Raw genomic sequence first — 15005 nt, 5'->3', positions numbered from 1 at the left:
AGCTATTATGTCAAAATATACAATGTTTTTGATATGCATTATTGTGCCATTAACCATGTTTGCTGGCATAATTGACAACAATTGCTATGTTAGTACTGGCGAGCTTATATTCGAGGTGCATAATGGATATGACCACGTTTCGATTCCGAATTACACCCACCTCGAAGAACCGGGCCATCCGAAATTACCAACCAAGTATCTTTCATTCGTTATCCCGCCTGGTTCCAAGTTCGACCGTATAGAGATCCTTCGGGAAGAAGGCAAGTATCTGCCAGGCACGTTCAACATCTTCCCTTCCCAAGAACCGCAACCGATATCGGCTTCTCAACCCGGTGAATTCACCCTACCCGACGAGGAGATCTACTCATTGGATGCCCTGTACCCGGAAACGATTGTCAAATACATGCACGAAGGAAATCTGGCTGGTTACCGTATTATCACTGTGGCAGTTACTCCACTGCGCCATAACCCATCAACGAAGAGACTTTTTCTCACCAGTACTATTTCTTTCAGAATACACTATCGAAACGGTGCCGAACCAGTGAAAGCCATTACCGCCACCCAGAAAACACTTGCCCAGGCAAGAGTACGAATATTGGTAGAAAACAATAATGAAGTGGACATCTGGTCACCGCCTCTAAAGAGAGGAACATGGGACAGCGAGTATATCATTATTACCGACGCCTCTTTTGTCAGTGCATTTACACCATTAAAGGACTGGAAAACCAAGAAAGGAGTCCCCACTGATATAGTGACTACATCATGGATCTACAGTAATTACGGCGGAGTAGACAATGCGACGAAAGTAAGGAACTTCATAGCCGAGACGGCGGATTCGGGCGCGGTCTACTTCCTCCTTGCCGGACAGTGTGACTTTGAACACAGCGAAGAATACGTCCCAAGACGGGACGCATATTTTTATACAAGCGGTGTCGGTGGTTATACTGATGAAGACACCATTCCTACTGATCTTTATTTCTCAGACCTCGACGGCACATGGGACCTAAACGGCAATGGTATCTATGGACAATTCACTGATGGCGTAGATGGATACAGTGATGTGTATGTAGGAAGGGCACCAGTTAAGAACATAACTCAAATCAATAATTTCGTGAGTAAAGTGATCACCTATGAAAAATCTCCGTCAGCAGCCTTCACCAAAAAGATCCTCCTGCCTGTGGGCAACCTCTGGAGCGGTAATTACGGCAACGGCATAAATGACACGATCGCTGATACCATCCCAAATGACTGGCAAAAATCAAAGATCTATGAAAGTCTCGGCCTCATGTCCAGATATGTCACAAGAGATTCGCTCAACCAGGGATATAACTTCTGTCATATGGTCGGTCATGGAAATGAATACGGAGAGTATTACAATTATGGTACGAATGCATACTACTACTACAATGATGTTGGTGCACAAACGAACGACTCAACAGAAGCAGCCATTGTCAATGGCATGGGATGCTTTTGCGGCGCGGTTGACGAAGCGGGTTCTGCCGCGAGTTATGACTGTCTTGCCGAGCGCATGGTCAACGTCAACAAAAGATGCGCAAGTGCGACGATAATGAATTCAAGATATGGATGGGGATATACATCTCCGCAAGGCGCGCTCGGGCCCTCTGGTGAACTCTCTGTCTGGTTTTACAGAAAACTCTTTGGCACATCGGCATACCATTTGGGGGAGGTCCTTGCTGCTGCCAAGGACCAGAGAGCTGGGTCGATAGGAACCTGGGTCTGGCGGTGGTGTTTGTTTGAATATAATCTTTTCGGCGACCCTGAGATGCCGCTATGGACCGATGACCCGGATTCAATGGCAGTGAGCCACAACAGTACCGTCAATGCCGGTACAAATGCCTTCACGGTCACGGTCAGGGAGGATGATAACATAACACCCATACAGAATGCATTGGTTTGCCTGATGGGCAAAACAGACACCGGACTTTACGGCAGAGGGTATACCAACTCATCAGGTATCGCGACCATAACCGTAACGGCAAGCGTTCCCAATGACACAATGTGGGTCACGGCTACAGCCCAGAATCACTACCCATATGAAGGATTCGCGGTCACAACCGAAGCAGGAATGCCGGAAGTACCTTCGATCGTCAAGCCGCTCGACTTTGCCCGCCTGCCTGACACACAGCCCGTCCTCACGTTCTATTCGAACGACCCGCAGAATGACAACATCCAATACAGAATTCTCTGGGACACTGACCCGAATTTTGCGAGTCCTGATAGTTCAACCACAACGACCTATACAAGCGGTAGCACGGCAAATTTCACATTCCCGTCGCCACTTCAAGACTCAACAACATACTGGTGGAAGGTCAAATGTACTGACCCCACTGGCTCGGGAACGTGGACGAATTACACGGTAAAAAGATCACTCACCATCGGCACGTCCCTGCCGTCAAACACATGCTCGTGGTTCCAGACAACGGCCGCACAATTCGGTTTTAATGTACTCAATGGAACGAGCATCCAGGGAGACAGTGTGGTACTCAATCCATCAGGCGGTCAGCAAATCGTCGACACATTACTTCAAGAGAATTTTGAGTCGGGCGGAATCCCATCGGGTTGGACCGTAATCGACGGCAACGGAGATGGTATTGACTGGAATGTCGGAACGACGGGTGCGCTTGGTTCGTATCCGCCGCCAAGCTATGGCTCATACTACGCGTATTATGACGACGATGCTGCAGGTAGCGGCGCCATTAACTATAACGAAGCATTGGTCTCTCCTTCACTTCACATCCCTGTTAATGCTGAGAGTCTCGAGATAACTTACGGCTACGGTTTTCAGGTCTACGAGATTGGCGAGACATACGAAGTGAAAACACGGTTCTTCAATGGTACTTGGAGTGGTTGGAACACTGTTGCCACTTATACATCAAGCGTTAGCGGTACTGCTACAATCGATTTGACCGGATACCTACCCGCTGATTCTGTTCAGTTTCAGTGGATGTATCATGATGAATCCACGAGTTCACACTGGGGATGGGCTTGTGCTTGTGATAATATCATTTTGACCTCCTCGTCGTCTTTAGCGACCGATGAAGGCACGCTGACAGGAGTCGCGGCGAATTATGGCGATTTGTCTGCAACTTATGCCCGTCCGCACTGGGGCTATGCGGTATGGAACAAAGCAAGTGCGCAGGATTCAATCGGCCTACAGGTCGAATATTATACCAGCGCATGGCAAGTAGTACCTGATGCTGCTCTACCCGGAAACTCAACGGGATTCTACACTACACTGGCAATTGGGAGCATTGATCTCTCAGCATTGGACACGCTAACGTACAATACATTGCGTCTAGTTGGACTCTTTTATCGCAAATTCACAGATTCACCTAATGACCCAGCACTGCTCCATTGGGAAATCGGCAATACCACAGGTATTGAGACCGTGCCGCCGGAGCCATTCAGCCTCATCTCTCCTTCAGATTCTACCGTCTTTTCCATATTGCGGCCGACCTTTGTCTGGGAATCAACGATTGATACAGGAAGTGGGATTAAGGACTATAGAATATACATAGAAGACGTACTACGACATACTGGTCCTGACACCAATTGGGCCGTCGATTATGACCTGGACGAAGGTTACAACGACTGGTACGTGGTCGCCTATGATAGTGCTAACAACTCAAGACAATCGAATGAAACATGGACAGTTGTCATCGATACAACCGCTCCTTCCACTGTAACCTTAAGCTCGCCGTCCTATAGTTGTTACCTGACTACCAGCACAGTCAATTTCATCTGGCATGCAGCGAGTGACAATATCAGCGGGGTAGATCATTATGTGCTCGAATATGCCCTTGATAATGCTTTCACACAGGGGCTGGTCGACACCGCCATAGTCGATACGACATTCACGACAGTCCTCAGTGATACTACTTATTACTGGCGTGTAAAAGCAGTAGACGCCGCAAATAATGAAGGCGCATTCTCAACGACATGGCAATTCGAGATTGACACTTCGTCGCCATCAGTACCAGCGCTTGTCTCTCCAATTGGCGGAACATGGTTGACTGACGCGCAAGTCGATTTCGAGTGGACCACGGTGACAGAAATTGCCGGCAACGGAGATATTGACGAATTGCCCACCGCGCAAAAAAATGCATCAGACCGACCGTCACTTCTGGAAAAACTAACGAATATCGACGCCCCTATACGCTACATTCTTCAAGTGGATACCATCACGGCTTTCACCTCACCACTCGTGATCGATACGCTGACAGCAACCACGACCACCGTTACATTGAGCGAGAACGTCCACTACTGGCGGGTAAGGGCGTATGACCTGGCAGGTAACCAGGGTACTTATACGCTGCCGGATAGCTTTGGTGTTGATATCACACCGCCCCCTGCCGTAAATCTGATCGCTCCTGCAAATAATACATATCTGAATGACAATATAGTAGATTTTAGCTGGCACGCGACAAACGATAACCTGAGCGGCACTGACTATTATATAGTTCAGTACGCATTAGATGACGGCTTTACCCAGGGTTTGGTTGAAACTACTTCGACCGACACGACATTTACTACCGTACTGGCTGATACTGTCTATTACTGGCGTGTAAAAGCAATCGATCTGGCAGGTAATGAAGGAGCGTTCTCATCAACATGGCAATTTGAGATTGACACTGACATACCTGTAGCACCCGTATTGACTGCACCGGTGGATGGAATATTCATGAGCGATACACTGGTTGCCTTTGAGTGGAATCCGGTCTCGTGTTTAGCATTGAGAAAAGCACTCGATAAAAAGCCATACTTAGAAAAATCGGTGCAGGATCTAGATATTCACCGCTCATCAATCCGTTACGTACTCCAGGTTGATACTTTATTTGGCTTTGTTACTCCGCTGATCGTTGATACTCTGGATACTACGGGCATAATCATAGATCATTCCGAGAACCGGTACTACTGGCGCGTTAAGGCATATGACCTGGCAGGCAATGATGGTCCTTATTCTGAACCGGATAGTTTCGGTGTTGATATCACTGTTCCGGTTATCGAATCTACTTCGGTCTGGAATGACACTTCTTTCACCGGTCCATTTGAGATTCGCACGATGGTTACTGACAATCTGGCAGGAATAGACTCGGTGGTTCTGCATTACAAACGGGATGAAGACCCCGGTTGGATATCCACGACAATGATCATGAATGGTTCACCTAACTGGTATTTGGACTCGATATCTGCGGTGGCCAATCCATACGATACAGTCAGGTACTATATCGAAGCAGTCGACGCGGCACAACCCTGCAACGCAGCCGTTGATCCTGCTGGTGCGCCATCGAGTTATTACTGGTTCATTGCCAATTGCACAGGGATCGAAGAATTGAGTATCATGCCTCAATACAGTGCATTAGAACTGAAAGGCAATCCGGTGAGAAGTGAGGCCACCTTTGTCTTGGCCCTGCCGCGTGAAGCCTTGATATCGCTGCGAATCTTTGATTGTGCAGGTAGGCTAGTTGACACACCGATAAATAGCGTCATATCTGCTGGTGTCCATGCAATCCAATGGCAAGCAAAGGTCAGCGCTGGAATCTACCTCTTCACACTGGAATCACCATGGCAAAAGAACGTGGGGAAACTCGTGATCTTGAAATAAAATACGGGGGACAGCTGTCAACTCTTTTGTCACCGTCAGCCTTTCTAGTTTCAAACGGAACCGGATGATCTCGAGGTGAACTGACGTAGTTAGATTCCCTGGTCAACCCGGGAAATGACTGATAACAGTAAGAACCCCGATGTTTTTCCTCTGCGTTCAGCATAGAATGAGAATTTAATACAACTATAATCATTCTGCATAGCAGGAATGTTGAAAATGTTATGCCTGTCCCCAACTGAGACTTAGGTCTCGATAAGAAGACTTGACCTATAACTATATGCTCTTATAATAAATAGTAATTTACTTCATTCTTAGTTCGTAAAAAGATTTATCGTAATAAAACAACACACCAACAAAGTATTAGGGAGGTGAATGATGCTCAAGAGAATGTCGGTCTTTTGTGTAATCGCAACGCTTGCGATTTTCGGCTTGACCGAAATGGGCAGCGCTACGGTAGCCCCACACAGAGATGCAGCACGAGCTCCACGCAGCAATAATGCACCAAGAGACACAGGTACAGTCGTCTATCAATTCGTCGCGCCCTCTAATAATGTCGACGGTATGGCCTGGGATGGGGAATACCTTTGGCTCGGCAGCGATGGGCTCGATAGAATATACAGAATGGACACCCTGGGCAACGTCCTTGATTCGTTACCAGCACCCAGCACCACAGCCACGGGATTGTGCTGGGATGGAACAAATCTGTGGTGTGCGGACGGCGGAACCATACTCATCTACAAACTCGACCCCGTAACCGGAGCAGTATTGGCTTCGATCCCGGGTCCGGGCACCGGAGCATCGTGCGAAGGTCTTGCCTGGATGAACGACACGATCTGGAATACGAACTGGGCAAACAATACCATATGGGAACTCGACCCGGCGACAGGCGCTATCTGGGGACAATTCCCTTCGCAGGGCACGGCTTCCACTGGTCTTACCTGGGACTGGCATGACAATGTTCTCTGGAATTCTGACCAGGCAACCGATTACATTTACAAGCTGAACCCGGTCACCGGTGCAGTGATAACGTCCTTTGCTTGCCCTGACCTTGAAATACAGGACCTTGCTTTTGACGGTACTTATCTCTGGAGCTGTGGTTGGACCACGGGCAATGTCTATAAGATGGACATCGGTTACGTTTCTGCGGGGGCGGAAATACTCTATGTCGATGACGACGAGAATTTACCTAACGTTGAAACGTACTACGAAACGTCGTTCAATAACCTCGGGCTTGCTTATGACAAGTGGGTCGTTTTTGACAGCAGCGGCGTGGCACCTGATGCCGCGGTCATGGGTAACTATGAGATCGTTGTATGGGCCACGGGTGAAGACTGGTCAAATACATTGACAGCCACGGATACTACTGAAATTGGCCTCTATCTCTTGAACGTCATGAACCCTGGCAAGCTGTGGCTCTCTTCCCAGGATGTCTTGTATGATATCGACCCGGTGAGTTGGATGCATGTTGGCTCGCATGTGGATGACATATATTGCACCCAGGTAACAGGCGTTGGACCAATCATGTCCGGATTTTCATCACCGACCACAGGTACTATTATATATGACTACGCAGACCAGATCAACCCGGATGGCACTTCATGGACCGAGATGCAGAACGAATCGAACTTGAGCAACACGATCGCCGTGGGACCACCGGTTACTCCGTACTATCTCTTCTTCAATGGGTTCGCATTTGAACTAATCAATGCTGAGGCGGACCGGGATACGATGATGAATAGAGTGATAAACTATCTGTATACTGGAATTGAAGAATCACCGAGCAAAGATGCCCCGCTTGCTACTGGTTTCGCGCCGATGACGAATCCAGTACGGGGACGTTCTCTCATCACCTACAATACTTCGGCAAGAAGCAGGGTATCGCTCAAGGTATATGACAGTGCAGGCCGGCTGGTCAGCACGCTTGTTGATGGCATCGTAGATGCAGGAACCAACACCGTCTTCTGGAATGCCAAGGATGATAATAACCGCACTGTTGCGAACGGCATATACTTCTTCAAACTCGATGCAGGAGAGCAGACCGCGACGTACAAACTAGTACTCGTTAAATAGCTATACTATACAAACAAGGCCCGCCCCGCATCGTCACAGCTGCGGGGCGGGATTCTTACCTGTCTGCATCTCAACATTGCAAACAACCTAGTCATCGAAATTTCTGTGCATCAGATGATGCAGAGAAACACAAAATCCTGTCTTTCAACTACAAGGACTGGAGCGTGCGTTTTGCCTTGATTTCCATAGCTATATCGGTTTCATCGTTGAGAATTTTCCGCGCCAGTTCTTCCCCGTATTCAGCAAGTTTAGGTATTTCTTTTGGATCATCGCTCTTTACGGGCTCACGGAAATCAACCTGAAATCTGCGGAAGTCGAGTCTCTCGAAGAACGTTTTGACAACATGTACTTGTTGATCATCGGCAGTTTGCATGAAAGCACCTATTACAGGACCGATCCAATCCCACACCATGAACCGATCAGCATCACCCGTCTTTAGAGAATGCGGTTCGCGACCTGTGCCGAGGCTGATGAGAGTCGTTTCAGCTGGATTCCAATTTAGGCAAAAGCACAGTTCATACGCTGCAATGTAGCACGGATTGCAGTAAGAACCAACCCCGCCGTCAACATACCTTCCCTCAACGACAGGAAATGTAGTAGGTATTGTACTCGACGCCAGGACCGCCTTAAGGATCGGCCAGGTGGAGTATTCATCTTTCCAGGGTTTTACGAAACGAGTTCTTTTCTCCACAAGATCAAAGACAGTGATAACGACATCGGTCGGCGGTTCTGCCGTCCAGAATTCCCTCATCATCCCCTCACCAAGGTACTGCTTCAGAGCATTCGCCAAAGGCTCGTTAGAAAAACGGTAGCGGGTCAAAGGCCAAAGCATGCTGCGCAGGGTTCTGCGAAAGACAACGCCACCCAATTCACAATAGAGGTCGTACATCTGCGTGCCGCTTAACCCCCTGCCAATACCCGCTGCAATAATGGCACCAGTCGAGGTTCCTGTCGTAACACGGAATATATCGTGGGCCGGTCTGCCCAGATGGTCTTCAAGAATTGCCAGTGCACGGGTTACCATCACACCTTTCAACGCACCACCATCTATTGAGATGGCTACATGCTTACGGAATGGTTTCATATACGTCCTCCTCCAACTGCTGGCTGATCATCAATATAGAAGAATAATTTCCGAGTTCTTTGTTCATCATATTACCGCTCGACCCTGCTTTTGCAGCAAGATGTTTTTTTAATTGTTAACAACACATACGCTGGGAAGTTAGCGTATGCCTACAGTTCTTTAGTTATAGTATGAAAACTCTTACCCTATGCGCACAATATACTGGATTAATCCAGAGCAAGGCTTCCTCCCATTTGATCCTCTAATGCCATTTCTGGCTCTCCACTGCGGTAGCGGCGCATGTAACCCCTCATGTACGCTTTCACTCTTTCGCGGTGTTGCGCACGCCATTTCCGCTGATAGTCAAGGTACGTGGATCTATTTCGATGCCGCCATTTCCTGAAATAACCGAGATGTCGTTCCCGCCACTTTTTACAGTACTTTTTTAGATAATCCGGGTGATTGCTGAACCAATCACTGATTTGATCGCGCATCAGATCGCCGTAATTCTGGCGGTAGTCCTTCATATACGATTTCCGACTTCGTTTACGCCTCTTCGCCACCCAACCTCCGACTACACTCTATCGCTATGTTTACAAACATCAAGGGCAATGTAATAAAAATACACAAAAGCCAACACACCTTTCTGAGAAATCTCTCAGAAAAATGATATTATACTTCTTTTATCCTACACTCAGATATATTGCAATATTCATGCCGAGACTGATTGCTTGAAAAATCATAAGTTTTTTGAAGGTTGACCAAAAAATCGATACATAGGGTGCGCCAATATGGCACAAAATAGTGACACAAGGACAAATTGTTGTCTCTTTTGACTCGGTTGAACATGATATGTGTCAGAATGGCACACATTTTCCGCAAACTACACTTAAGTTTATTAACCCCTGTGTAGACATATCGATGAATACTTAAACCTATGACATTTTCAGCATTTACCGTTACTTAGCTGCTCGCCGAAGTAACAATTCGGGCCTTTCTACACTATCAGCAGGACTATAGAGGATTGATGGACAGAATGGTACAGTTAGTCCCGCTGTGACCTCACTTGTGAGTGACGCGTGAGTCCTTACCCTATAATAGACCACGGCCCGCTGGTGGGCCAGAAGGGAGGTATCGAGTGAAAAGAAAGCATCTTCTGTACACATTGCTGATCGGCTCCATTCTCGTTCTGTCCAGCTGTACCTCAACACCGGAATGCGACCCTGTGGTCATAGTAACGAATACAGATTACACATCTGATCCTGAGACAGTACCATTCGGTGACATACACGAAGTATTTGCCGAAAACTATTCCGGGGCAGATCTCTCAATTGCACTGAGAGATGAACTGATCAACCGGATGCAGGAAAAGGCTGGTGATATCGGTGAAGACCCGACTGTGTTATACCAGTGTATAAGGGCAACCTACAGCGAATGGAATGACCGGCCTTACCGGATTCCGTGTTACGCGGAGAAGTGTTTATACCAGGATCAATATGCCTGGGCTATCGCATTCAACCGCGTCAACAGCTTCGACGAAACAACCGCCGAGCATTTCGACCTGTATTTTGTTTCTTATTCCTCCTATGATACATTATATCACACTGGTTGCTTCTAGACCGATTGAACACGAATACGATGTAGTGATTTTTTGAAAAACGGTCTCCACCAAGAGACTATAGAGCGTCAAGCTAAGCAGAACCGGTGTTTAACTTTTGTCTATTGCGGCAATCGTCTCAGTATTTTCGAAAACCTTTCTTTTCTTTGTTGCCGGGCTGACGTGCTTCGTCAACTTTAAGGGTCCGACCCTTAAAGTCTAAACCGTTCAGCGCGTCCTTGGCCTTGGTCGCTTCTTCAGTGTTGGACATCTCAACAAAACCATACCCCCTGCCTTCCATTAGATTGACTTGTTTCACTTCACCATACTGAGCGAACAGCTCTCTTAACTCCTCAGCCGTCGCCGAATAGCTAACATTCCCTACGTAGAGTTTACTACTTTGCATGCTGCTCTCCTATTCCTTTACCATCTATTCACAACCAACCATTGCGATCACTATTTTCTTAAATATTCAAGCATGAACTGCAGGGTCTTGAAGGTAACCGTTTCAGTAATTTCCTTCACGACCTCTGTATAGTCAGCCTTGTGACTCATGATCGCATCCTTTACCATAAAAGCCTCAAAACCGCGATCCATAGCACCGAAGTAGGTTGCAAGCACGCAACCCACCGCGCTCAACCCGCACAGGAATACGGTGTTTATGTCCTTCTCACGCAGAATTGCCTCAAGTTCGGTCTTCGTAAACGCGCTCGGATAATTTTTGATGACTTTCACGTCGTCGTCTTTTATGATCACGCTCGACGGGAATTCGAAATCTTTATCACCGGGGTTAGGGCCGAACTGCAAATCCGAATGGTACACCCGGATAACCGGCAAGTCGTGCTGCCGAAAGATCCATATTGCACCGTTTATCATGCGCAGCGCCAGGTCCTTCTCTTCAGAAGCCATCATTGGCAAGTATCTTTCCTGAATGTCGATAACGAGCAGAACTGGCTTCATATCCTTGCTTAGAGGTTTTCTTGGCATATCAGTCTGCGCCAGGAGCACTGGCATCATTGCCAGCAAAACTAACAACGTTTCTTTCATTAATCCTCCATATTCTTACCCCGTCTGTGAGTAACGCTGCAAATAGATCATTGCGCCAAACCCGCTGTTCCATCTACCCTATCTAATCAACAACACCTTCTGGCTGAAGCGACTATCATCTACGTCCGCTACCAGAAAATACACGCCACCAGGTAATTTCCTGCCCGTATTATCATCGCCAGACCAGGATATTGCCGATTCTTGATTCTCGATACTCGATTCCAGATTAAACGACTTAACCAAGCGTCCTGTAGGATCGTAAACCCTCATACTGCCTACTGTGTTCTGTCTACTGTCTACTCCTCCAGGTATAGAGAATCGTATGATGGTCAGCTTCGAGAATGGATTAGGCTGGCATGAGAAATTGATCACGGCAATGTGTTTCGATTCGTTTATCCCCGTAGAAAAACCGTTGAGGCGCTCGAGAAAAGATGCCTCGGTATAGTTGGGGTTCGTTTCTTCAGGATTACTGAGAACGTGGGCAATGAGTCCATAATCCTCGGCAAGGAAATCATAGATGATATGCGTCGTCGTATCAACCGAAATGGGAAATCCACTCACCAGTATTGTCGATACGGTTGTATCAAATGAACACGTGCGCAAGCATTCAAACGTGTCATATGGAATGATCACGAAACCATATGCGTCGACTGTCTCCAATCCGTAATTGTCAGTCCGCAAATCCATTACCGGGCCCAATGACAACGTGTATCCATATTGATAGGAACGGCTGGCACCATAAACCATCGGTAGCGGGTAAGAGTCCGTCGGTTCAAATCTGAAAAATGTCGTCAACGGTGACACACTGCCCAACCCTAAATTACTGCCAAAAGATGGAGCGATCTGACCGTATGCATAAACCGTGTCGCCATCTTCCGTGATTTGAAGCACAAGATTTGCATCAGGGAACGAATCACCAAACGGTGTGGAGGTACGCGGCACGATCAACGCATAGGTATTCTGGGAACCCATAGGTTGGTTTGAGAACGACCAGGTTTTTGGTCCTCCAGATACGCCAAGTTCGACCGTTACATCGCTGACACCGTTATGAATAAATTCGATACCGGTATACTGGGGGACTTCGGTCCAGTCAATTGTGATCTGACCAAAGAGAGGTGCGCCAATTACGATTATGCATAGCGATACAAAGAATCCAGGCACCTTCATCTCATCCTCCTTCTTCCGAATAGATTATAGGTCGAATAAATGTAATGTCAAGCTACAAAACACGTAGTCACCGCAGGCTGGTGTTATAATCTTGACATGCCCGTGAATTTTACTATTATTATTCATAACTATTTTATCTACGAACATTTTTAGCAAACAGAAAAATGAATAATAGACACATTAAATTATCCAAACAGGAGGACATGATGAGAAACAGGATTTTGGTAAAAAGGATGGGAACCACAGCAATGCTTCTGTGTATCCTGCCGATCTTGTCCATGGCGGCTCAGATGCGTTATACAGAAGAAGATTACTTCTTCTATGAACCGGGTCCTAAAGCGCAGAGCCGTCTTTATCTTGACGGTTCAATCATCGAACTCGAGACCGGCAGCTTGATCTATCCAGTAACAGGGAGCGATTTCTCAAAGGTCACGCCCGAGGAATTCCGCACAATGGCTCTGCAGGCGCGCCAGGCATTCGAGGATGCACCGAACAAATCAATAGTCAGCGCTGGCCGCACCGGTCGGGGCATAAATATTGTCTACAATTGTGTGAGCGTCCCGCCGGCAGCGGTTGCTGCACTGGAATCCGTTGCAGTATATATCGAACAGCTTTACAGTGACGAAGTCTCGGTAAGTATAAACATTACTTTCGCACCACTGGGGCCGGGCATTCTCGGAACCGCCCAGAGCTATATCGCAGGTAATCCTTCATGGACAACGACCCGCACCAGTTTGGTCAATGATATGGATGCTGATGACTCGGTTCAAACATGGCTGCCAACCACGGCAACGATCCCGGTCCGCTACAATTACGGCAGTTCGACCATCACCGACGAGAATCGTGTCTATTTCCGTGTTGCATCATACAATGCAGTCATAGGTTCCTACCCGAGTCTGGCCGCGCAGATAACGTTCAGCACGAATTTCACGTTTGATTATGACCCGCGCGACGGCGTGGTCGGTCACTGCTTCCAATCCGTGGCTGCCCATGAAATCGGGCACGTCCTCGGATTTGGCTGCGGTTCATCCTACTTGACCAACGACATGGAAGTACTCGATATCTACAGATTCCAGCGTTCTGATGGTACGGGGAATTACAATCCGGACACATGGTACGAATTCCAGACCACTGCACGAATGGTTGATGAATCACCGGGAAGCGATGACGCGAACGCCGACATGATCGCGGCAGAGTACCAGATGTCCGACGGTGACCCTTATCAATCTTCACATTTCAGCCAGAATAATGTCTACGCACTAATGCAACCCGCCATCGGCGCCGGAGCAACTTTTTACCCGAACTTCTTCCAGGTTCCGGACCGAGACATGTTCGACGCGATCGGTTGGGATTACCTCTTCTCTTACTATCTGGTGACGAGTGCGTGGGGCGGAGGATCAGTGGAAGTAGATCCAGATACACAGTGGCATGCGTCCGGAGATACGGTCGAACTCACCGCTGTGCCTGATCCGGGATGGCAATTCACTGTGTGGGGTGGCGATCTTACCGGCAATACAAACCCTGCAACCCTCGTCATGGATTATGACAAATCGGTTATTGGTTCATTCCAGACCATCAATTGTACGCTCACCGTCAGCGTCGTAGGAAACGGTATTGTCAATCGAGTACCCGATCTACCATATTATCCACGGGGTTCAGAAGTAGAGCTCACAGCCGTACCTGATCCAGGTTGGATCTTTAGCTTCTGGAGCGGCAATCTCTGGGGCTCGCAAAATCCCGATACGATCCTTATGAATGCAGATAAACAGGTGACCGCGAATTTCATACTCGATACCTATATCGAAGAAAACGAACTCAACCAGAACAGAGGTACGTACTTCAGCATTTTCCCGAATCCATCGAGCGGCGCGACTGAAATGCGGTACTCTGTACAGGATGCAGGATACGCGCTGCAGGATATCTCATTACTCGTGTATGATGTAACCGGCAAACTCGTCAAAGATTTTTCTGCGCAACTATCGGTTACCGGCTATCCCTCATCGGTAACCTGGGATGGCCGTGATGCGAACGGCAAGCCGACACCCAACGGGATATATTTCGTCAAATTCAAGGCCGGTGAATACCAGGAAACATTGAAATTGCTGCTTGTACGTTAAAATATCAATGAATACACAGGCCCGGCGCGATCCAATTGTGCCGGGCATTTCCTTTTGCAGATATCCAATCATCTAGCTGTGGGGTCAGGTCTTGACTATTGACAATAGTGGCCCAATGCCTATCACCCTCGTCAGATTTCGTGGAAAAAAACTCCCTGGTAGACCCCGCCACACTCAGACTTTGTCAATAGTCAAGACCTGACCCCATAACACCTTCCTTGACATTCCTCGGACAATCGATATTATTACTGAATGTACCTTGATTAACTATACCGCTGAATAGGTGCATACTATCGAATAGATCAGAGTGCTTGAATA

General features: G+C 47.7%; 9 protein-coding genes. 4 read left to right on the top strand and 5 right to left on the bottom strand.

Translation table 11 applies throughout. The annotated features are described in order from the left end of the window. The first annotated feature begins 43 nt into the window (after positions 1–43). Positions 44–5626 (top strand): C25 family cysteine peptidase, encoded by a 5583-nt coding sequence (locus tag OEV79_05640; protein ID MDH4210912.1) that lies wholly within the window; start codon positions 44–46, stop codon positions 5624–5626. A gap of 372 nt (positions 5627–5998) precedes the next feature. Continuing rightward, positions 5999–7696: a T9SS type A sorting domain-containing protein gene (locus OEV79_05635; GenBank protein MDH4210911.1), complete on the top strand. Its 1698-nt coding sequence runs from the start codon at positions 5999–6001 to the stop codon at positions 7694–7696. Positions 7697–7844: 148 nt separating this feature from the next. On the opposite strand, the gene OEV79_05630 is transcribed toward OEV79_05635, so the two are convergent. Both OEV79_05630 and OEV79_05625 read right to left on the bottom strand, forming a co-directional pair. Then, entirely contained in the window at positions 7845–8780 is a 936-nt protein-coding gene (locus tag OEV79_05630) for a patatin-like phospholipase family protein (protein ID MDH4210910.1), read from the bottom strand. 206 nt (positions 8781–8986) lie between these two features. After that, complete coding sequence (locus OEV79_05625) at positions 8987–9322, bottom strand: hypothetical protein (GenBank protein MDH4210909.1); 336 nt, start codon at positions 9320–9322, stop codon at positions 8987–8989. A 575-nt stretch (positions 9323–9897) separates the two neighbouring features. Here OEV79_05625 and OEV79_05620 point away from each other — a divergent pair. Beyond that, complete coding sequence (locus OEV79_05620) at positions 9898–10377, top strand: hypothetical protein (GenBank protein ID MDH4210908.1); 480 nt, start codon at positions 9898–9900, stop codon at positions 10375–10377. Positions 10378–10495: 118 nt separating this feature from the next. Here OEV79_05620 and OEV79_05615 read toward each other — a convergent pair whose 3' ends face one another. From OEV79_05615 to OEV79_05605, 3 genes are all read right to left on the bottom strand, one after another. Next, positions 10496–10762 carry an RNA-binding protein gene (locus OEV79_05615; GenBank protein ID MDH4210907.1) on the bottom strand — a complete coding sequence of 89 codons (267 nt, stop codon included), beginning with the start codon at positions 10760–10762 and terminating at the stop codon, positions 10496–10498. 50 nt (positions 10763–10812) lie between these two features. Continuing rightward, on the bottom strand, positions 10813–11403 hold the full coding sequence (locus OEV79_05610) for a cysteine hydrolase (GenBank protein MDH4210906.1): 591 nt from the start codon (positions 11401–11403) through the stop codon (positions 10813–10815). Between the two features lie 78 nt (positions 11404–11481). After that, positions 11482–12570 (bottom strand): T9SS type A sorting domain-containing protein, encoded by a 1089-nt coding sequence (locus OEV79_05605; GenBank protein ID MDH4210905.1) that lies wholly within the window; start codon positions 12568–12570, stop codon positions 11482–11484. A gap of 206 nt (positions 12571–12776) precedes the next feature. On the opposite strand from OEV79_05605, the gene OEV79_05600 reads away from it, so the two are divergent. Then, positions 12777–14687: an NF038122 family metalloprotease gene (locus OEV79_05600; GenBank protein ID MDH4210904.1), complete on the top strand. Its 1911-nt coding sequence runs from the start codon at positions 12777–12779 to the stop codon at positions 14685–14687. Positions 14688–15005: the final 318 nt, after the last annotated feature.

It is taken from the genome of candidate division WOR-3 bacterium (assembly GCA_029858255.1).
GTDB lineage: Bacteria > Hydrothermota > Tepidihabitantia > SM23-42 > SM23-42 > SM23-42.
The sequence above is the reverse complement of the archived record's forward strand: the minus strand, read 5'-3'. Positions and strand labels throughout refer to the sequence as shown.

Excerpts from the sequence above, each read along its gene's own strand:
- OEV79_05630 (MDH4210910.1), bottom strand. The coding sequence starts at position 8,780 with ATGAAACCATTCCGTAAGCATGTAGCCATCTCAATAGATGGTGGTGCG.
- OEV79_05605 (MDH4210905.1), bottom strand. The coding sequence starts at position 12,570 with ATGAAGGTGCCTGGATTCTTTGTATCGCTATGCATAATCGTAATTGGC.
- OEV79_05615 (MDH4210907.1), bottom strand. The coding sequence starts at position 10,762 with ATGCAAAGTAGTAAACTCTACGTAGGGAATGTTAGCTATTCGGCGACG.
- OEV79_05610 (MDH4210906.1), bottom strand. The coding sequence starts at position 11,403 with ATGAAAGAAACGTTGTTAGTTTTGCTGGCAATGATGCCAGTGCTCCTG.
- OEV79_05600 (MDH4210904.1), top strand. The coding sequence starts at position 12,777 with ATGAGAAACAGGATTTTGGTAAAAAGGATGGGAACCACAGCAATGCTT.
- OEV79_05635 (MDH4210911.1), top strand. The coding sequence starts at position 5,999 with ATGATGCTCAAGAGAATGTCGGTCTTTTGTGTAATCGCAACGCTTGCG.